The following is a 21,016-nucleotide window of genomic DNA, read 5'->3' as shown; positions in this document are numbered from 1 at the left end:
AGCTAATTTTAATTCTTTAGAAAACATAAAAGAACCCCTTAGGTTAGATTTCTCCAACTCAAGGGGTTCAGTTCACCCTAAAAAAATTCTAGGTGCTTTTTTATTTGCATTCTTATTTATCAATTTTGAATAAAGGAATGTCGGGTTTGTTTTGTGACCCCTTATCGCTAAAATTAGCGTTCTTACTGAACTTTTGTTCATGATTACGGCGATTACGTTCAACATCAGCTGGCGTCTTGATATTGGCTTTTCCCCAGTTGACCAGAATTCTGTCCATATACTTCAAGCTGTATACCTGATTTAAAACAGATTCTCTAAGTGCCAACTTAATCATTTGTGGGTCATACTCATCATTGTTAATCCATTGATTAATAGTTTCAATTTCGATTGGTGATAATGGTCGACCAAACTCAGATTCAATAGAATTAAATACCTTTTTACGATCAGATTCCGTAATTTCATTGGAAGCAGTATTACCTTCAAAAGCATCATTTGAAATTCCATCATCTGCAGTATCTTGATCTAATTCTGATAGTTTTTCGTACATTAGAGAGAAGTCATAAACATCAAAAGACTGTCCCTTTACGTTGGATAATGTCTTAATTCTCATTAACTTCTTCTCTACTAATTCATGCAAGACTTGGTAAGCCTTTGCGCTTGAAAAACCTGTTGAGTTTGTAATGTCGTTGATATCAGGGAAATAATTACCTATATCGATGTTTCTTTTAATCTGAAGATAAATCACCAGTTGGTCACTATTCATTCCTAATTTAGGATAATTCTTTAAGAGATAATTAGAAATGGTAGTCTGACCTGATTGAAGTATCGTCTTTGCAAATTTATCCATTAAAACATACCCCTTTATCTATACGTTAGCAATAAATCTTAGTACTTTACCTGTTTTAAAATCAATGACAGCATAGTTCAATTCATTTTTAGAATTAAAGTAACTAACTGACCACGCAGGTTTTTCGTTAAAGATTGTTGGAGCAACACTAATTAATTTAGCAATCTTTTGCTTTTGATTAGCGACACTTTTAGCCTCACTTGCTGAAATTCCATCTTTGACATTGGCAACGTTAATGTTACCAGTCTTCTTTTCAATTATTACGTATTGTTTTTGGTTGTCTTTATTAGGACCTTCAATAGTGTAATAAGTTCTATTTAAATCAGACATGTAAAAGTGATCGACTGATTTAATACCAACCTTCTTTTCTGCCAGTGTAGTTGCTTGATGCTTAGCAGATGAAAGTGGTTGTCTAGCCCATAGAAACAAGCCCATGATTATTAAAAATAAAACGATAATGATTCCGATTAACCACTTAATGATTCTAAAATAGTTAATCTTCTTTAAAAACGAAACATTCATCTTCTGACTCCCTTACACCTTTTTTAGTTTTTCGATAATCTTTCTTTTATCAAGTAACTGAGGCTTGATATGACTTGGAATTAAGTCGATTAGATTACTACCATATGGTCCTTCAATTACTTCTTTATCGCGTAGATAAATTAATCCCTTTGAACCAGATAATTCTATCACATCTTTAATCGCATCTTTGATATTTAGGATGCTCAATGGGATTGACAATCCATCGTTAGGATTACCATGCTCATTGTTGATTAAATCATATTGCGCTTGTAAGTAGATATCATCAAAAGAATCGATAGCCATTGAATCAATCACTAGCGTATTGATTGGTTTATTTTTGTTGCGTAATGATTTTAATAAATCATTATTTCCAACGATTATGTTTTGTGAATCCACCACAATTTTTTTAACAATCTTATCATCGTTTCCGCTGAAATCCTGACTTAAAATAACGTTGTGTTCGTTCACATCGGATTCATACAAGGATTTAGCGATTTCCTTAACTCGTTGTTTTGATCGAGTAAGAATAAATGAATTTCCCTTATTGTACTTCATCACTTTTTCAAGTGGCATCGGAATCTGTAAGGCTTCATCTAGGATTAAATTAACCTGTCCGTTTAAATCATTTTCATCTTCGAACTTAATCATTCGAGTATTTTGGCGTTTTAATTCCAATTTATCGTAGAAGTATTGAGAACGTTTTGAAGAATAGATGGCGCTATCTAAAAAGATAATACCTTTGAAGTATTTGTATAATTCATTCGTTAGAATATTTTCATTTCTGACTAATCCACCATACAATAAGCCATTTTCAACATCTTTATCTTCATTAATACTAAAAGCGAAAACTAGTTGTTTGCCAAGCTTATTTAGCCTAAACAAACGAACTAGGTTATTTTCGATAAACGCACAGTATTCTTCTAACTTATCAAAGAAAGCATATAAGATGGCTTTATCGTGACCGTTGAAATGATTAATTGATCTCTTCATGTCATCTACAATATCTAAAATTGTTTGTTGGTTTCTAGAGATTGAATTAAATAATGATTTCTTGTTTAAAACAAATGTCTTGAATCTTTCAACGTCTGGTTTAACAATATATCTGTCAACAGTTCGATTGAGTTTACTCTTGGAATAAAAAGCATTAAGGAAATCATCCTTAATAGTTTCGAATTGATCAGTGTTCTTAGCTAATAAGTTTTCAATCTTCTTAGCCATTCCTGCTTGTTTTTTAGCCTTACTAAAGATATCAAATACATTTCGGTTATGTGTTTGATACATCAAGTTAGTAATGTGATTGCAGATAATCTTGTTTTCACTTAGCTTGAATTGTATTCGATAGTTATCAAGCGCATTATCACTTAACCTTCTAGAATCTTTGATAACTAAATATGGGTCGTTTTGATGTAAACTTTGGACGTTTTGTAGTAAATAGTCATGAGATACCAGGATGACGTTAGCACTTTGATAATCGTGCGCTAACTTCTTAATGTAGTATCCTCGATTTTGTTCATCACTTACAACGTTTAAGAAATAGTTTTGATTATTATCTTTATCTAGTTTTAATTCGTTAATATCACCAGTCTTGGTAAATGTTAACCATACCAAAATCTTACACTTTAGAAATTCGGTATTCTTGGAGTTACTAACGACATTTAAACTATCTGAAAACTTATCCAAGTCAATATAATCTGTTACAGGTCTCACGATTAGACATCTAAGACGGTCAGAAGTGATTTTATTAATGTTCTTAACTTGAGTAATCAATTCTGATTCTGAATTAAAATCTTCATCTCCGGCAATAACAATTTTTTGATCTTTTTTAAGTAGATAACTAAGTGGGAATAAATAACTAAAATCATAGTTAAACTCCCTATTTTCTTCAATCAATAGATTGTTACTTTCGGATGCTGAATGATAGTTTCCATAAATCGAATTCATCAGTTTATTTTCGGTATTATTAAACTGAGTAACCCCTTTAAACATCTTTGATTTCTTACGTTTATTGTTAGGGTATTTCAACTCTACAAAGTCACTATCATTATGATATTTAATTTTTCTAACCTTAAGATTCTTAATGTTCATAATCTTAGGATTGTCATCTTTATGTTTTAAATGGTAAGCACGTTTAAACATGATTAAAGTATCCATTGGAAGGGATGGATTAATGTCTAAAATCTGTTTAAGTGTCTTCTTTGGCAAATTATCCAATTGATGTAGTAATATAATTAAGATTTTAGCTGTTGCTAAAGCATCACTGCTTGATGAATGCGGATGATCATGAACTATATTTAGGTTTTTACTTAAATCTGTGAGTTTATAACTTGGTTCAGTTGGTAATAATAGTTGACTTAAAGTAACCGTATCAATTGCTTTATTTGTTAACTCTTTATGATTCACCCTTTTTAACTCAAAATTTAAAAAAGGGAAATCAAAATTGACGTTGTGAGCAACGAATACTGTTTTATCTAGTAGTTGATAAATTTTATCCGCTACCTCAGAAAACGTTGGAGCATTAACGACAGTTTGGTTCGATATTCCAGTTAATTTTGTGATTTCAGTTGGAATACTAATTTCAGGATTAATAAATGAATTAAACGATCCAATTATTTTATTATTTTGTACAAAAGTACAACTAAATTGGATTATTCGATTAGTATAGTTGGATTGACTACTACCAGTAGTTTCAATATCCACCACTGAAAAAATGGTATTACTCATGATTTCGTTCACCAATCTTTCAAAAAATACTTACGTTAATAATACTACATTTTTACCGTGTTTATCTATTATTTCAGGACACAAATATAAATATTTAAGTTATTTTTATTATGATGATTTTATGATAATATTAATATTAAGAGAAAGTGAGCGATAATATTGACAAATCAAGCGATTGGGCATAGTCATGCCAAAATAATACTTATGGGTGAACATGGTGTAGTATACGGTCAACCAGCGATTGCACTTCCCGTCCCCAAAATAGACTTAAACGTTAGAATAATAGAAAAAGAAAATGGTATTTACATTAACAGTAAATATTTTATTGGTAATCTAAATAACGTTCCAAATGACCTATTAGGAATCAAAAATTTAATTGATAGCACTCTTTCAAAACTTCATAAAGAAGATGCTTCATTTGAAATGATTATTGATAGTTCGATTCCTTCAGAACGTGGAATGGGTTCTTCAGCAGCCACATCAGTTGCGATTGTCAAAGCATTATTCCACTACTTTAACGTTAATATTGATAAAGAATTATTACTTGATTTAAGTAATGTCGAAGAAACAATCACACATGGAAATCCTTCTGGATTAGATACTGCTACTGCTGGATCAGACAATCCCGTATGGTTTATTCGTAATGAAACTTTAAACGAAATTAATTTTAATTTAAACGCTGTTTTAGTAATTGCCGATTCCGGAATCAAGGGAAGAACTGATATCGCGATTAACTATGTTAAGCAGCAATTAAATAACAATAAAGAAGATACTATGAAGTCTATAAAACATATAGGTGATTTAGTCACCCGTGCAAAGTTTGATATTGAAAATAACAATCCAATTGAACTTGGTAAGCTAATGACTGAAAATCAAAAGGAACTAAAAAAATTAAAAGTAAGTAATGATAAAATCGACGAATTGGTTGAAATAGCTAATCGAAATGGTTCTCTTGGTACTAAACTTACAGGTAGTGGCCTTGGTGGTTGTATCATCGCATTAGCTAGAAATATTAATGAAGCTCAAAGTATCGAGAATGCCCTATTAAAAGCCGGTGCACTTGATACATGGATTCAACCATTTGAATAAATTCGGAGGATATATAAATGCTAGGTGAAAAAATTACTGCAAGAGCACACACAAATATTGCTTTAGTAAAATACTGGGGAAAAGAAAACGAACAACTAATTATCCCTGCCAACAGTAGCCTATCGCTAACACTTGATGAATTTTACACAGACACAAGTGTTCAATTTGCTGAATCTCTTAATTCCGATGAGATTACTTTAAATGGTAATAGTGTTACAGATGATAAAATCACCAAATTTATGGATATCATCCGTAAAAAAACAAACATCAATACATTTGCACGAATCGAATCAACTAATCATGTTCCTACTTCTGCTGGACTTGCATCTTCTGCTTCTGCATATGCAGCTTTAGCTGCTGCTGGTAGTAAAGCTGCTGGTCTTAATCTAAGTGAAAAGGATTTATCACGTTTAGCAAGACGTGGTTCGGGTTCAGCAACACGTTCAATATTCGGTGGATTTGCAGCTTGGAATAAAGGAACTGACGATGAATCATCATATGGTTACAGTATTGAAGATCCAGTAAAAATGGACATTAATATGATAGCAATTATCCTTGATAATCAACCTAAAAAAATTAGTAGTAGAAAAGGCATGAAAATTTCTATTGAAACTTCTCCCTACTACCAAAGTTGGATTCAACAAACTACTGCTGATTTTCAAACAATCAAAGATGCCATTAAGGAAAATGACTTTACCACTTTAGGCAAAACAGCTGAATTAAATGCTATGAGAATGCACTCTCTAACATTAAGTTCCAATCCATCATACTTATACATAAATGCCGATAGCCTTGAAGTAATTAACATGGTTAAGGAACTCAGAGAAAACGGTGTTGAATGCTATTACACAATGGATGCAGGTCCAAATGTTAAAATCATTTGTCAAAATGACAAAATCAGTGAAATTACTAATAAATTATCAGACAAATTTTCTAGTAACCAAATTAAAGTATCTGGACCTGGTGAAGGAATAAAGTATCTATAAATTGAAAGGACTAATTTAAAATGATTTCTGTAAAAGCACCCGGAAAGCTATATATTGCTGGTGAATATGCTGTGGTTGAAAACGGATATCCAGCTATCATTGTGGCAATTGATCAATATATTACAGCCAATATTAGCGAATCCGAAAATAAAGTTGGTGTTATTCATTCAAAACAGTATGAAAACGACAAAATTGAATGGATTTACGATAATAATCAAATCAAACCTATAAACAATAACAGTTCTTTCAACTACGTAATTTCAGCAATGAAAACATTTGAAAAATATGTTTCCGAATTAAACATAAAACATAAACTATATAACATTGATATTGATAGTAATTTAAACAGTCAAGACGGTAAGAAATATGGTTTAGGTTCATCAGCCGCCGTCACAGTAGCGACAATCAAGGCATTAAACGAACTATATGGCTTAAACTTGAGTAAACTACAAATATTCAAACTAGCTGCCATTGCTCATTTAAGCATTCAAGGTAACGGTTCATTGGGTGATGTCGCTGCTAGTAGTTTTGGCGGATGGATTGCTTATAGTTCATTCGATAAAAAATGGCTAGCAAATCAAACCAATCTAAAAGATGTAATGGAACAAAACTGGCCTCATTTAATGATTGAACAACTTACCCCACCTTCTGACCTAGAATTGCTAATTGGTTGGACAGGCACTCCAGCTTCAACTTCCAATTTACTTAAGAGCGTTGAATCATCATCAAACGTTGATAGATACAAGCAGTTCTTAGTTAAGAGCAAAAGTTGCATCAATAAGATGATTAATGGTTTTAAAAATAAAGATATAGATGTTATTAAAAATCAAATTAAAGAAAACAGAAATATCATCATCGAATTGGCCAGTTTCACTGGTATCGACATAGAAACAAGCAAACTAAAACGACTATGTGAAATTGCTGAAGAATATAACGGTTCAGGAAAATCTTCCGGTGCCGGAGGTGGAGATTGTGGAATTGCCATTGTTGAAAAACAATCACCCATTAAAGATATCGAATCAAAATGGACTGAAAACGGAATTATCCCACTTCACCTAAATATCTACTCAGAACAGGAGGCATAATCAAATGGTCAGTATCCAATCTCATCGAAAAGATGAACACGTTTCATTAGCTATTAAGTTCTACGATAAAACCAGTCATGCTGGTTTCGATCAACTAAGATTTGTCCATCAAGGGATTCCAGAAATCAGTTTGGATGATATCGATACATCAACAACTATCGAAAATATCAGAATGGACTTTCCTATCTATATTGAAGCCATGACCGGTGGAAGTGAATATACAAAGAAGCTAAATCAAAAGTTAGCTAGGATTGCAAAGATTACTGGGATTGCTATGGCCACCGGTTCTCAAAGTGTAGCTTTAAAAGACGATTCAGTTGCTTCTTCTTTTGAGATTGTTAGAGAAACCAATCCAAATGGAATTGTATTTTCCAATTTAGGTGCTTCATCTGATGTTTCAAGAGCTAAGGCAGCGGTAAAAATGATGAATTCTGATGCGATTGAAATTCATATTAATACTCCACAAGAATTGATTATGCCTGAAGGTGATCGTGAATTTAACTGGATTGAAAACATTAAATCCATTCAAGAAGAACTCTCCTGCCCTGTCATCGTTAAAGAAGTTGGTTTTGGTATGTCTAAAGAAACCATTCAACGACTAGTTGATGCAGGTGTTAAAAATATTAATATCAGCGGTAAAGGCGGTACTAGTTTCAGTAAGATTGAAAACTACCGTAGAAAGAAACAAGAAATGGATTATCTAGAAGATTGGGGACAAACAACCGTTGAATCCCTTCTAGAAGCCCAACCATTTAAAGATAAAACTAACATCATTGCTTCCGGCGGTATCAGAACACCACTTGATGCTGTTAAGGCAATCGCACTTGGCGCTAATTCCGTTGGAATTGCAGCCCCTATTCTATATTCACTAATTAAGAACGGCGAAGAAGAAACCATTGAATTCGTTAATGACTTTATTTATGGAATGAAATCAATAATGACAATGCTTGGTGCCAAGAACTTATCTGAGTTACAAAGAAAGAAATTAATATTGAGTTCGGATCTTCTATCTTATGTTTCCCAACGAGGACTTCCCTACTAATTTAAGCAAGCGGTTTTTGCTTGCTTTTTTCTTTTAATTCGATAGGTTAAAGTAACTTTATACTTTTAACTAACTATTTTCATTAAAAAAAGACCTCTACCTTTTAGTAGAAGCCTTATTGGTATTTTAATACTATCTTTTATTAATCTACGTTAAATCTCAATCCCTTAGGGAAGAAGTTTTTAATCGTACCATTTACAACCTTACCAAAACCAACAGGTTGGTTATTACAGATTAATTGGTACCATCCCTTCTTAATATCCTTATCGCAGTTGATAACATCCCCATGGACATATTGTTTCCAATCATCTTCTGATATATCTAGACGATTAACGACCTCATCACTATGCACAGCTAATGCTAATGCATAACTTGGTTCAAAACGCTTCTTCTTAATTGTTCCTAGATGTAGTCCTGGGCGCATCACCTTTAATCCTTTTAAGTCAGGAAGAGTATTATCAAAGGTGTATAATTGATCTCCGAATAAAATTAAGTGTTTTGGATCAAAGTTTTTTAGATTAGCCTTTTTGAATTCGTTCCATAGTTTCTTATCATCAATTGATAGATTACTTTGAAGACGATGTTTAATCTTCTTAGCATTGCCTTCATCGTTACTAGATAGTTTGGAAACAAAGTGACCTTCACCCTTAAAGTGATTAGGAAATAGTCTAACCGTATTAGCTAATTCTTCATTACCATCTGCCCATTGTGGTTTACCACTAAGCATCCCATCGTATTTCTTAATTGGATCGATGGAGAAGTCATAAGTATTCTTCATCCATTCAACAATTTGTTCATCCTCTTCTGGTGCAAATGTACATGTTGAATAGATAATCTTACCACCTGGTTTTAACATCTTAACAGCTTGTTCAATGATTTCTTTTTGACGAGCAGCACATTGCTTTGGATAGTCCGAATTCCAATATTGAATCGCATCGTTATTCTTTCTAAACATCCCTTCACCAGAACATGGTGCATCGATTAGAATCTTATCGAAGAAACGTGGGAAATGTTTGGCTAGGTTGTTTGGATTTTCATTTAGAATCAGTGCGTTTCTAATCCCAAATCTTTCGACGTTTTCTACTAGGACCTTAGCACGCTTATGATCGATTTCATTTGTCACTAGTAAGCCCTGATTATCCATATAACTAGCAACATGGGTTGTCTTTCCACCGGGAGCAGCACATAAATCTAATACGTAATCGCCTGGTTTGATATCCGCCACTTCACCTACATACATCGCACTAGGTTCTTGTGAGTAAATCGCACCACTTTGATGTTCAACACTCTTACCATTAACATCACCATAGTAGCCATATTGACAGTATTCGATTGATTCATTATCTGGTTCATCCGGCATATGTTCCTTTAATGGATTAATTCTAAATCCTGGATTGGTATCTTTTTCTAAACTGGCAAAGAATGATTCCGCATCATCCCCCAGTAATTTTTGATATTTAGTTTTAAAATCGTTTGGTAATTGCACGAGATTACTCCTTTGGCATTGACTTACATTTTTTAATTAGTTAACATATTACTATTATATTTTTTTAAAAGAGGTGAAACAACTACATGGATAAGAAACTTATCGCAATTGACCTTGATGGAACTACATTAAATAGCGAATCAAAGGTTTCACAAAAAACTATTAACACTTTAAATAAAGTAATTGATTTAGGTCATGTTGTCAATATTGTATCAGGTCGTCCACCACGTTTGATTACAGACATCTATAACCAAATTGGTTTGGACAACCCGTTAATTAGTTTTAATGGTAGCCTAGGATACAACCCATTAACTGAATGGAATAAGGCATACGAATACAATATCAATCGTGATATCGTCTTTGATGTCTTACAACAAGATAAAGAATTGGGTATTAACCTAATGGCCGTTGAAGGTAAGGAACTATTCTTAGCTAATCGTGAAGCAAACGATGAAGTTGGTTTCTTCCCAACTAGTCTTCAACCTTCTGAACTCATTACTAAAGAGAACTTAAACGAAAACCCAATTTGTCTAACCCTACAAATTCAACACAATAAGATGGATAAATTCATTAACTATGTAGATCGTAACTATGGTGACACACTACAAATTTCACCATGGGGAGGTCCAGATTCAATCGTTGAATTGGCATCTAAGGACGTTAGTAAAGAAACTGGTCTAGAAGTGCTATCTGACTATTACAATATTGACCAATCTAATATCATTGCTTTCGGTGATGAATTTAATGATGAAACAATGTTGAAATATGCTGGATTAGGTGTGGCTATGAAGAATGGTCAACCTAAGATTAAACAACTAGCCGATGACGTTACCAAATACGATAATGACAATGACGGTTTAGCTCGTTACCTAGACGAATACTTTGAACTATAAAAAGACTTGAGATTAACTCAAGTCTTTTTTCTTTTGATTATTTATTTGGATGAAACATTTGAGTACTCTTTACTGCTAATTGCCAATCTTCATAATAACGATTACGTTTTTCTTCATCCATCTTAGGATAGAATTCGTCTTGTTTTGGTTTGATTTGTTTAATTTCATCAATGTCGCGCCAAAAACCAACCGCTAATCCTGCTAGGTAAGCAGCACCCAGTGCAGTAGTCTCTGATATATATGATCTTTCAATTGGTGTATTCAAAATATCTGATTGGAATTGCATCAAATAATTATTTTGTGCAGCCCCTCCGTCAACCTTTAGATGTTTCAGATCTAATTGAGTATCATCAACCATTGTATTAACCACGTCTTTGGTTTGATATGCTAAAGAGTCTAAAGTCGCTTTTACAAAATCTTCTTTTGAAGTTGCTCTAGTTAGTCCAAAAATTGCTCCTCGACTGTCTTGGTCCCAATATGGGGCTCCTAGACCAGTAAATGCGGGAACAACGTAAACATCATGGTCATTTGCTGATTGAAAAGCTAGTTCTTGTGTTTCTTTAGCATCATTAATCATTCTTAGGCCATCTCGTAACCATTGAATGGCGGAACCCGCAACGAAAACACTGCCTTCTAGTGCGTAGTTAACCTGGCCATCAATTCCATATGCGATGGTTGTCAAAAGACCACGATCAGACAATACTGGCTTATTACCAGTATTCATCACAATAAAAGAACCTGTACCATAGGTATTTTTAATGCTACCTGCTTCTAATCCTAACTGACCAAATAATGCAGCTTGTTGGTCGCCTGCAATCCCAGAAACGGGAATTTGGACACCGTAAAAAGCATATCCAGTAGTATAACCATATATTTCAGATGAAGATTTAACACTTGGTAATATCTGTTTAGGAATATCTAAAGCATCTAGGATTTCATCATCCCAACTTAGCGTGTGAATGTTATACAACATCGTTCTACTTGCATTAGAATAGTCGGTTGCATGAACATGACCACCAGTTAATTTCCATAGGATCCAGGTATCAATAGTTCCAAACAAAATGTCACCATTTTCAGCCTTTTCTCTGATCCCTTCAACATTATCCAACAACCACTTAATCTTGGTAGCTGAGAAGTATGAATCAATTACTAAACCTGTCTTTTGATGAATCATTTCAGTATAACCAGCATCCTTCAAATCATTTGCAATATCACTGGTTTGTTTGGACTGCCATACAATTGCATTATGAACTGGTTCACCGGTAATTCTATCCCACATTACTGTAGTTTCTCTTTGATTGGTAATCCCAATTCCACGAACCTTATAAGGCGGTATCTTGGAGTGAATTAACGCTTCTGATATAACGGTCTGCACAGCGTCCCATATTTCATTGGCATCATGTTCAACCCATCCTGATTGAGGGAAAAATTGCGTAATTTCCTTTTGAGACTTACTTACCACTTCTCCACTATGGTTAAATATCATAGCACGAACACTGGTAGTTCCCTCATCAATTGACATTATATACTGTTCGTTTTGCATGTTATTTCCTCAGTTATTATTTTTCGTCGCTCTTTAGTTTACCTGCAACGCTGTAGTTACTCTTCTTCATTTCGTTTAAAACGATGTGAACGTGTTCAGCTGGTGCACCAGTGTTCTTTACGATTGCGCTGGTAACGTCAGCAACTAGTCCTTTCAATTGTTCTTCGTTTCTTCCTTCGATTAAATCAATATGTACTAATGGCATAATCATTCTCCTAACCTGTAATTTTATTTTGATTATACTTTAGATACTTATATATTTCAATTTTTTAAAAGTTTAATGTACAATTATAGAAATGAATCTAACGAGGGAGTGTTTAACATGCCAAAGTTTCCAGAATACGATGCATGTACTAGTATTTTAGTCGGTAAGAAAGCATCAGTTGATGGTTCTACCATGATTGGCCGTAACGAAGATTGCAAATCAACCTGGCCAAAGCATTTTGTTGTTCATCCTCATAAGGAGTATAAAGAAAAGCCAGTGTTTATAGCGCAAGAAAACGCCTTTAGAATGGAGTTACCTACTGTTAGGGGTAAACACACTGCTACTCCGGAATGGACTAATAAAGAAGGATTATTTGAAGAAGAAGGCATCAACGAATATGGAGTAGCTATGAGTGCAACCGAAAGTGCTTACTCAAATAGTTATGTATTAGGATTTGATCCACTAGTTGAATCTGGAATTAGTGAAGCTTCCATGGTAACTGTCGTTCTACCATATGTTAAAACTGCTCGTGAAGGTGTTAAACGTCTGGGTGAAATTGTTTCAAAATTCGGTGCTAGTGAAAGTAACGGTATCTTATTCTCAGATCAAGATGAAGTTTGGTACTTTGAAATTGGTTCAGGTCATCATTGGGTAGCAATGCGAATCCCAGATGATTGTTATGCCGTTGTTTCAAATCGACTAGCAATTCAAAACATCGATTTCGATGACCCTGAAAACTTTATGTGGTCAGATAACATCATTGAATTTGTTAGAAAAAACCACTTAAATAATTCAAATAATGGTAGTTTTAACTTCAGAGAAATCTTTGGAACTAGAAACGAAGCTGACTTATACTACAACAATCCACGTGTTTGGTATGGTCAACGCATGTTTAATCCAGAAATTAAACAAGATCCAGAATCATATGACTTACCATTCGTAAGAAAACCAAGTCGTTTAATCTCAGTTCAAGATGCTAAAGACTTCTTAGCATCACACTACCAAGGTACACAATTTGACCCGGTCGGTAAAGGTAGTCATGAAGATAAAACCAGATATCGTCCAATTAGTTTAGCAAAAGCACAAGAATCACATGTCTTACAAATTCGTCCTAACCTACCAATTGAAGTTGGTGGTATTCACTGGTTATCAATGGGTGTTGCAGCACAAAGCGTTTTTGTCCCATTCTTTGCCGGCATCAAGGATACCCCACTTGAATATAAGATTGGTAAGTTAACATATGAACCAAAGTCTGCATACTGGATTTTCAAACTAACTGGCGTCCTATTAGACCCACATTACAATACCTTCGTTGATGTCGTTGGTGATGTCCAAGAAAAGCTTAATATCTACTTCCAACAAAAGATTAATGAAGCTGATATCAAAGCAAACGATTTAGCACCTCAAGAAGTTTCCGATTTTGTCACAAAGATCAGTAATGAATGTGCTGAATATGCAATGGATAGTTACAGACATCTATCATACGAATTAATATCAAAATCAACTGATTTTTCAAAACTAAACTACAATACAGATGAAAACCTATAACTTAAAAGATGGCTTAATGGCCATCTTTTTTTGTATAAAAAAAGAGCAACGCATAAGCGTTACCCTTCATTTTAGATATAAATTTTATCTTAACGACGACGTGCTTCTTTAATACGAGCAGCCTTACCATGACGTTCGCGTAAGTAGTATAGCTTAGCACGACGTACGGCACCACGACGAGTTACTTCTAACTTAGCAACACGTGGTGAGTGTAGTGGGAAGATACGTTCAACACCTACACCTGAAGTAATCTTACGAACAGTGTAAGTAGCTTGGATACCTGTACCGTGGCGTTTGATAACAACACCTTCGAATACTTGGATACGTTCGTTGCTACCTTCAACAACCTTAACAGATACCTTAACAGTATCTCCGGCTCTAAATTCTGGAACATCACTCTTTAGTTGTTCCGCGTTAATCTTTGAGATTAATTCGTTTTGACGCATAATATAACATCCTCCAACTAGCATTCTTGTCTTTACTTGTTGCAACAGCGGAATACCGTTTTTATTTAACTATAAAAATAGTCAATTAGAATACTAACATAACCACAATTACTTGTAAAGATTATTTTATTCTTCTTCTATTTTTACTTCTGCTAATAGTTTCTTTTGTAAATCAGTTAATTGACCGTAATCAATTAAATCTGGGCGTCTAAGATAAGTCTTTCTTAGCGCCTCTTTTTCACGCCATTCTTCAATTTTTTGGTGATTACCACTAGTTAAGACATCTGGAACAGTCATTCCTCTAAAATCAGCAGGTCTGGTGTATTGAGGATATTCTAGTAATCCACTTGAGAAAGAATCCCCTGGTGCAGATTCATCGTTACCCAAAACATCAGATAATAATCGAGCGGTTGCATCAATCATCACCATTGCAGGTAATTCTCCACCAGTTAACACGAAATCACCCAATGAATACTCATCGGTTACTAGTGTCTTTATTCTTTCATCATAACCTTCGTAGTGACCACAAATGAATGTTAAATGGTCTTCCTTAGATAATTTTTCAGCCTCTTTTTGATCAAACTTCTTTCCTGCTGGATCCAACAGAATTACACGTCCATTAGAAATGCCTTCCTTTTCAGCTTCTTCTTGGGTATGTGCTAGTGCATCAAAAATTGGTTGAGCTTGTAGTAACATTCCAGCACCACCACCAAATGGGTAGTCATCAACGTTACCGTGCTTATTAGTAGAAAAGTCTCTAAAGTTAGTAATATTAATATCTAATAGTCCTTTATCCTTTGCTTTTCCAAGAATTGAATCACCCAAAGGGCCATCAAACATATCTGGGAACAAGCTTAAGATATCAATCTTCATCGTCGAGCCCCCTAGGAACATCCACAGTAATTACTTCATCGTCTAAATTAACATCTAAGATGACAGAATCAATCTTAGGTAATAATAAATCGGACTTGTTATCACGTGAGACAACCCAAACATCATTGGCACCTGGTGAAAGAATTTCCTTAACGGAACCAATCTTTTGTCCATCAGTATCTAAAACATCTAAACCAATGATTTGGTGATAGTAGTATTCGCCAGGTTGTAAGTCATCACTATCAAGTTGATCTTCAGCAATCTTTAATTCTGAAGGTTTTAAGTATTCAACATCATTGATAGTTGGCTTGTCTTTAAAGTGTAGCAAGATGAAGTTTTTATGAGTTCTAACACCATCGATGACTAACTTTTCGCTCTTAGTATCATTTAAGAACGCATAAACTTCATTACCAACTTTAAAACGTTTTTCAGGGAAATCGGTAATAGACATTACACGAACTTCACCACGAAGTCCCTGAGTATTTACAATCTTTCCAATATTATAAAAGTTCATTATTCATTTCCCCTTTTATGTTAAAAAACTCTTAAACAAAACACCAAGGTTTCATTTAAGAGTTTTTATTCTTACTATCATCAATAATCAGTCTTACGCGCTTATCACCAGAAACACGAGCACTGTAAACAATCGTACGAATTGTTTGCGCTACATGGCCCTTTTTACCAATAATTCTACCAACATCGGCAGGATTGGTAACAAGATGATATTCATAGAAACGATCCGATTCACTATGATCGATAGCAACATCCTCTGGGTATTCCACCAGTGGTTTTACGATTTTTTTAATCAGCTCATCAAAATTAGTCATAACTCGATATCACTTATTTCTTAGAGTATTTAGCTTCATGATATTTCTTCATGATACCAGCATCAGATAGTAAGTTACGTACAGTATCTGAAGGTTGTGCACCCTTGTTTAACCATTCGAAGATATCTTCTTCTTCTAGTTTAACAGTACTTGGTTGAGTTAATGGGTTGTAAGTACCAACAGTTTGGATGAAACGACCATCACGAGGGCTACGTGAATCAGCAACTACAACACGGTAGAAAGGACGCTTCTTTGAACCCATTCTCTTCAAACGAATTTTAACAGACATTAATAAACACCTCCTGTATTTCTTTTAACGATATTAAATATAACAGTTATTTAGATGCTTGTAAAGGTTTTTTTCTTTACACCATGATTTTTTTATTGAAAATCAGCTAAAAGAGCACTTTTTGCCAGTTGATCCATGTATTTTTCGTTATAAATAACAAAATTATGGACGCTTTGATAATCATCAAAATCGACTTTAACATTCTCAAATATCTGATTTTTAACTAACTCCTTAGCTAAATTAACGTCATTAACTGACATCTTTGCCACAAATGGTGAGTCTTCATAAATCTCATCCCAAGAATTAGATAGCAATGCCTTTGCTCTTTTAACATTAATGCTATTATTAATCGCCATTTTTAATATATCCGGTTTTAACATTTTATCACATCCTAATTTGATCTAAATATAATACGTTAGCTTTTTGATTGTGTACTGATAGCTTATTTTCGTAATCCAATAATACCCAAGCTATATGCAAGTTTGGGTGGTTCAGATATTCTTCTCCCTTACCATCAGTGAAGACTATACATCCCTGCTTAGATAATTTATGCTCATTAACATAGTCAACAATGCTTTGGTACTTAGTACCACCCTGTAATAATCGCTGATTGGATAAAAAAATATTGCTAATCGGATGAACATCAGCATCAAACGTATAGCAATTAACTTCGATATTTGGCATTGATTGAATTGATTCAACAACACTAACCATGTTGGCATATTGATTATCGCTGATTGAACCCGAACTATCTATAAAAACATTCACATGTTCGCTTTGATGTCTGATTCTTCCAGCAATATCCATGCGATATGGCTGTCTGCGATTAAACCGATTATAGGTCTTCGTTGGTCGATTACTCTTATTTCCAGTTATCCTTCTAACAATTTGCTGTAAATTGATTCTAGGCATAACAACGGACTTGATCTGCTTATCAACTGACATTGAAAGCTCACCACGATATTGGCTATAAGCATCCCTTAACAGCTTATCGATTGATTTTTTTCTTTGTTCGTAGTCTTGATTACTGATATTACCCTCGTCGTCAAAGTATCGATGATCATCGACAATTCGTAGGTTATCGTTATCTAATTTACCAACGCTGTCTTGTTTATCATGACTAAACAAATCATAAAGCTGCTTAGCGTATTGACTCGAATCCAGATTTGGTTTCATATCAAGATTATACTGGTAGTTAATCTTGTCTAGAGTCCATCCTTTGGAATAAACATCAGAAACGTATTGGTTAACCGCCACATCGGAAGCCACATAGTTCAATAGACTGCGATTGACGTATCTGAGGGGATGCAACCACACGATATGCATTGATAGATGCTCTAGAATCGCAATCAGATCATTAGCATCTGCCACATCGTCTTTTAAATGACTGGGATTATATACCAGTTCCAATTGATTATTCGACCACTTCAATGCTAAAAAAGAATCAATCGTGTTATCTGTATTTCTGTTTAAATGGAGCAAAATTTCGCCATATAAGCTCTTATTACGAATTAAGAATAAAATACCTTTGGCAATAATTCCATCTACTTCAGTTGGATTATTTTGATTTGAATCCTTATGAATTAGATCGTAAACATCACTATTGAGTGTCATATTAATCACCTGTATGCATTAAAACTAATTTCGGTTAACTTATCATATAAATTTTTAGCAGATAAACTTGTTTCTGCCATGTTGTAGATGTCGTCAATTAAGCCACTATCGTTAATCAATGTTCGAGCAATCGCGTATTGACCATCTGAACTTAATAAATCGATAAACGTTGTTAAACGGTGGCAAACGTCATCGCTTAATGTTGATACAGATTTTACATATTCACTTACCAATGATTGCTTAGTAATCTCATCTTTAGATGCTACTTTATCAATGACATCTTGTAAATCACCATTTAAATCAATCTTGTCATTGCCAGATAGATTCATGAATTTAATAAAAGATTCTGCAATGGATGGACCTACATTTCCTGAGATAGCCTCTCTTAAAATATCTTCATCATAATCATCGTTGTATTGATTGACGATATTTGAAACACGGTGCCAAGATCTAGGCGTTGGTTTAATCTCATCGTTTCCATGGTCTAAAAACTCTGAATTGTCGCTAATAAAATTAATGACTTGTTGGTTGACTTGGTTATCTTTTGCCCACTTTAGCCAATCATTTACATCTGTTTGCATGTTCACGCGCACCGTTCTGTCAGTAATGGCATCATCACTAGCATAAACATCATAATTAGCATTCATATCATCTGGATTTTCAGCAATGATAATGTGAACCTGTTTTGGTAATACCACCGAATTAATGCGGCGTTGTAACACTAAATTCATTAGCTCACTTTGCACATCAGAGGTTCCACGGTTAAATTCATCTAGGAACCAATAGATTGGTGTATCCGGATTGGCTTCAGCATATTTGATAATTTCAATAATGGTATGTGAGTAACCGAATTTAACATCGGCCAGTGTTCCATACTCATCAGTCTCAATAAATGACTTGTCTGTTAGAGGTGGCACCGGAATCGACAAGTCGCCTTTCTCAGATAGACTGACGACTGTGGTAAATAATTTGGCGTGATTTTGTTCGGCTAATCGATTTACTAATGCCGACTTACCAATTCCAGCAAGACCAACAATATTTGCAACTGCGCCACTTTTTTCAATTAAGTCTACTGCTTGCATTGTTTTGTTAAAACCTAATGCCATTCAAATCCCTCCTAAAAAAGACACAACTACCCAGGGTAATTATGCCTTTTTCCATTATTTACGCTTCTTGTTACGTTTGCGTTTGTTTTTATTCATTTTCTTGCTAATTTTTCTGCTCATGCGTTTCATTGCCATTTGTGAGATCTTGCCACCTAGGCCGCCACCCATTCCTGGCATTGAAGGCATTCCGTCCATGCCCATATTACCCATCATTTGTTCCATACCAGACATGTTACCGTTAGACATCTTATTCATCATGTCCTTCATTTGATTAAATTGCTTAATCATACGGTTAACTTCTTGAATTGGACGTCCACATCCACGTGAGATACGACGTCTTCTTGATGGATTTAATAAATCAGGGTTATTACGTTCTTCATAGGTCATAGAATAGATAATTGCCTTAATGTGTTCTAAATCCTTAGGATCCATATTAACGTTCTTCAAGGCAGGATTATTAGCCATCCCTGGAATCATCTTCATGATTTCATCCAAAGGACCCATCTTTTGAATTTGTTCTAGTTGGTCTAGGAAGTCTTCAAATCCAAAAGTGTTATTTTGCATCTTTTCGGCTAATTCTTTGGCTTGTTTTTCATCATAATCATTTTGAGTCTTTTCGATTAATGATAGAATGTCACCCATTCCAAGAATACGAGAAGCCATACGGTCTGGATGGAAGACATCAAGCGCTTCCATCTTTTCACCTTGTCCCACAAACTTAATTGGTTTTTGGGTTACTTCACGAATTGAAAGGGCAGCTCCGCCACGAGTGTCACCATCTAACTTAGTTAAAACAACACCGGTAATATCTAGCGCATCGTTAAAACCTTCTGCGGTATTAACGGCATTTTGACCGGTCATTGCATCAACAACCAATAGAATTTCGTCGGGATGAGTCAATTCCTTAATGTTCTTTAATTCATCCATTAAGGCCTCATCGATTTGAAGACGACCAGCAGTATCGATTAATACGTAGTCATTATGGTCTTCTTTGGCCTTAGCCATCCCATTTCTAACAATTTCAACTGGATCAACGTCAGTTCCTTGTTGGAAAACAGGAACATCAATTTGTTTACCAACTGTTTCCAATTGGTCGATGGCAGCTGGACGGTAAACGTCAGCTGCTATTAGTAATGGACGAGCATTTTCTTCTTTTTTAAGTTTTAAAGCTAATTTACCAACAGTGGTAGTTTTACCTGCCCCTTGTAAACCAGCCATCATAATAACAGTTGGAATCTTTTCAGATTTGTTCAATGGGACTGCTTCTTCACCCATTGTCTTTGTTAATTCTTCATTAACAATCTTTACGATTTGTTGAGCTGGATTCAATCCTTCCAATACTTCCGCTCCACGAGAACGTTCTTGGACACGCTTAACAAAATTTCTTACAACTGTGAAGTTAACATCGGCTTCAAGTAAAGCAAGTCTAATTTCACGCATTGTTTCTCTTAAGTCAGCTTCAGAAACTTTACCTTTACCACGTAAATTACGCATTGCTTTTTGAAGACGTTCTGTTAATCCTTCAAATGCCATTTATTTCACCACTTTCATTTTTCTTCAGTTATTTCTAAATCATCAACTAATTGATTTAGTTTATCGTCATTTGGATAGTTATCCTTAACGTAATTTCTAATTGCATCAGTTTGATCATTTCGTTTCACAAAATCTGCATACAAGTGAAGTTGTTCTTCATATTTTTCCAGAATTACTTCTGTTCTTCTTATGTTATCATACACAGCCTGTCTACTGACATTAAACTCTTCAGAAATTTCTCCCAATGAGTAATCATCAGCATAATAAAGTTGAATATAACTATCTTGTTTATTTGTTAATAATGGACGATAAAATTCGAATAAAGAATTAATTCGATAATTTTTTTCCATTTCCAATTAAA

At 34.5% G+C, this 21,016-nt stretch carries 22 protein-coding genes; 6 read left to right on the top strand and 16 right to left on the bottom strand.

Annotated features, from left to right (window positions below):
- Positions 1 to 112: 112 nt before the first annotated feature.
- From JUD45_RS05015 to JUD45_RS05005, 3 genes are read right to left on the bottom strand one after another with little or no spacing between them, the layout of a single operon-like run.
- Positions 113 to 847, bottom strand: coding sequence for a DnaD domain-containing protein (locus JUD45_RS05015; protein ID WP_203619795.1), 735 nt, complete (start codon positions 845 to 847; stop codon positions 113 to 115).
- 18 nt (positions 848 to 865) lie between these two features.
- Entirely contained in the window at positions 866 to 1,369 is a 504-nt protein-coding gene (locus JUD45_RS05010) for a cell wall elongation regulator TseB-like domain-containing protein (RefSeq protein WP_138726865.1), read from the bottom strand.
- 12 nt (positions 1,370 to 1,381) lie between these two features.
- The gene (locus JUD45_RS05005; RefSeq protein WP_203619794.1) at positions 1,382 to 4,090 is read right to left on the bottom strand and encodes an exonuclease domain-containing protein; all 2,709 of its coding nucleotides are present in this window, start codon (positions 4,088 to 4,090) and stop codon (positions 1,382 to 1,384) included.
- A 159-nt stretch (positions 4,091 to 4,249) separates the two neighbouring features.
- Between JUD45_RS05005 and mvk the strand changes: the two genes are divergently transcribed.
- Genes mvk through fni form a run of 4 tightly spaced genes read left to right on the top strand, consistent with a single transcriptional unit; the run spans position 4,250 to position 8,292 of the window.
- The gene (mvk, locus tag JUD45_RS05000) at positions 4,250 to 5,179 is read left to right on the top strand and encodes a mevalonate kinase (RefSeq protein WP_225434691.1); all 930 of its coding nucleotides are present in this window, start codon (positions 4,250 to 4,252) and stop codon (positions 5,177 to 5,179) included.
- A gap of 17 nt (positions 5,180 to 5,196) precedes the next feature.
- Positions 5,197 to 6,165, top strand: a complete 969-nt coding sequence (gene mvaD / locus JUD45_RS04995) for a diphosphomevalonate decarboxylase (RefSeq protein ID WP_203619793.1) — start codon at positions 5,197 to 5,199, stop codon at positions 6,163 to 6,165.
- A 20-nt stretch (positions 6,166 to 6,185) separates the two neighbouring features.
- Positions 6,186 to 7,250 (top strand): phosphomevalonate kinase, encoded by a 1,065-nt coding sequence (locus JUD45_RS04990; protein WP_138726869.1) that lies wholly within the window; start codon positions 6,186 to 6,188, stop codon positions 7,248 to 7,250.
- A gap of 4 nt (positions 7,251 to 7,254) precedes the next feature.
- A complete protein-coding gene (gene fni, locus JUD45_RS04985) occupies positions 7,255 to 8,292 on the top strand; it encodes a type 2 isopentenyl-diphosphate Delta-isomerase (protein WP_203619792.1) in 1,038 nt (345 codons plus the stop codon).
- Positions 8,293 to 8,434: 142 nt separating this feature from the next.
- Here fni and JUD45_RS04980 read toward each other — a convergent pair whose 3' ends face one another.
- On the bottom strand, positions 8,435 to 9,778 hold the full coding sequence (locus JUD45_RS04980) for an RsmF rRNA methyltransferase first C-terminal domain-containing protein (protein WP_203619791.1): 1,344 nt from the start codon (positions 9,776 to 9,778) through the stop codon (positions 8,435 to 8,437).
- 86 nt (positions 9,779 to 9,864) lie between these two features.
- On the opposite strand from JUD45_RS04980, the gene JUD45_RS04975 reads away from it, so the two are divergent.
- Positions 9,865 to 10,671, top strand: coding sequence for a Cof-type HAD-IIB family hydrolase (locus JUD45_RS04975; RefSeq protein ID WP_187155394.1), 807 nt, complete (start codon positions 9,865 to 9,867; stop codon positions 10,669 to 10,671).
- A 37-nt stretch (positions 10,672 to 10,708) separates the two neighbouring features.
- Here JUD45_RS04975 and glpK read toward each other — a convergent pair whose 3' ends face one another.
- Positions 10,709 to 12,214: a glycerol kinase GlpK gene (gene glpK, locus JUD45_RS04970; protein ID WP_203619790.1), complete on the bottom strand. Its 1,506-nt coding sequence runs from the start codon at positions 12,212 to 12,214 to the stop codon at positions 10,709 to 10,711.
- Positions 12,215 to 12,230: 16 nt separating this feature from the next.
- Positions 12,231 to 12,419 carry a 2-hydroxymuconate tautomerase gene (gene thmT, locus JUD45_RS04965; RefSeq protein ID WP_034531102.1) on the bottom strand — a complete coding sequence of 63 codons (189 nt, stop codon included), beginning with the start codon at positions 12,417 to 12,419 and terminating at the stop codon, positions 12,231 to 12,233.
- Positions 12,420 to 12,536: 117 nt separating this feature from the next.
- Between thmT and JUD45_RS04960 the strand changes: the two genes are divergently transcribed.
- Entirely contained in the window at positions 12,537 to 13,967 is a 1,431-nt protein-coding gene (locus JUD45_RS04960; RefSeq protein ID WP_203619789.1) for a C69 family dipeptidase, read from the top strand.
- Positions 13,968 to 14,056: 89 nt separating this feature from the next.
- Here the strand turns inward: JUD45_RS04960 and rplS are convergent, their stop codons facing one another.
- The 10 genes from rplS to JUD45_RS04910 all read right to left on the bottom strand — a co-directional run bounded on the left by rplS (position 14,057) and on the right by JUD45_RS04910 (position 21,011).
- Positions 14,057 to 14,413, bottom strand: coding sequence for a 50S ribosomal protein L19 (gene rplS / locus JUD45_RS04955; protein WP_034531098.1), 357 nt, complete (start codon positions 14,411 to 14,413; stop codon positions 14,057 to 14,059).
- 126 nt (positions 14,414 to 14,539) lie between these two features.
- Positions 14,540 to 15,286: a tRNA (guanosine(37)-N1)-methyltransferase TrmD gene (gene trmD, locus JUD45_RS04950; RefSeq protein WP_187155391.1), complete on the bottom strand. Its 747-nt coding sequence runs from the start codon at positions 15,284 to 15,286 to the stop codon at positions 14,540 to 14,542.
- Complete coding sequence (gene rimM / locus JUD45_RS04945) at positions 15,276 to 15,800, bottom strand: ribosome maturation factor RimM (RefSeq protein ID WP_034533544.1); 525 nt, start codon at positions 15,798 to 15,800, stop codon at positions 15,276 to 15,278. Before rimM ends, trmD begins: the two co-directional genes overlap by 11 nt.
- 55 nt (positions 15,801 to 15,855) lie before the next feature.
- Positions 15,856 to 16,113, bottom strand: a complete 258-nt coding sequence (locus tag JUD45_RS04940) for a KH domain-containing protein (protein ID WP_034531095.1) — start codon at positions 16,111 to 16,113, stop codon at positions 15,856 to 15,858.
- Between the two features lie 13 nt (positions 16,114 to 16,126).
- Positions 16,127 to 16,402, bottom strand: a complete 276-nt coding sequence (gene rpsP, locus JUD45_RS04935; protein ID WP_034531094.1) for a 30S ribosomal protein S16 — start codon at positions 16,400 to 16,402, stop codon at positions 16,127 to 16,129.
- A 92-nt stretch (positions 16,403 to 16,494) separates the two neighbouring features.
- The gene (locus JUD45_RS04930) at positions 16,495 to 16,782 is read right to left on the bottom strand and encodes a hypothetical protein (protein WP_203619788.1); all 288 of its coding nucleotides are present in this window, start codon (positions 16,780 to 16,782) and stop codon (positions 16,495 to 16,497) included.
- Between the two features lie 4 nt (positions 16,783 to 16,786).
- Positions 16,787 to 18,016 carry a VWA-like domain-containing protein gene (locus JUD45_RS04925; protein WP_203619787.1) on the bottom strand — a complete coding sequence of 410 codons (1,230 nt, stop codon included), beginning with the start codon at positions 18,014 to 18,016 and terminating at the stop codon, positions 16,787 to 16,789.
- Between the two features lie 5 nt (positions 18,017 to 18,021).
- A complete protein-coding gene (locus JUD45_RS04920; protein WP_203619786.1) occupies positions 18,022 to 19,122 on the bottom strand; it encodes an ATP-binding protein in 1,101 nt (366 codons plus the stop codon).
- A gap of 54 nt (positions 19,123 to 19,176) precedes the next feature.
- On the bottom strand, positions 19,177 to 20,655 hold the full coding sequence (gene ffh / locus JUD45_RS04915; protein WP_057197831.1) for a signal recognition particle protein: 1,479 nt from the start codon (positions 20,653 to 20,655) through the stop codon (positions 19,177 to 19,179).
- A 14-nt stretch (positions 20,656 to 20,669) separates the two neighbouring features.
- Entirely contained in the window at positions 20,670 to 21,011 is a 342-nt protein-coding gene (locus JUD45_RS04910) for a putative DNA-binding protein (RefSeq protein ID WP_034531089.1), read from the bottom strand.
- Between the last annotated feature and the right edge of the window lie 5 nt (positions 21,012 to 21,016).

Origin of the sequence: Apilactobacillus nanyangensis (genome assembly GCF_016861915.1) — a bacterium.
In the GTDB taxonomy this organism is placed as follows: domain Bacteria; phylum Bacillota; class Bacilli; order Lactobacillales; family Lactobacillaceae; genus Apilactobacillus; species Apilactobacillus nanyangensis.
The sequence above is the reverse complement of the archived record's forward strand: the minus strand, read 5'-3'. Positions and strand labels throughout refer to the sequence as shown.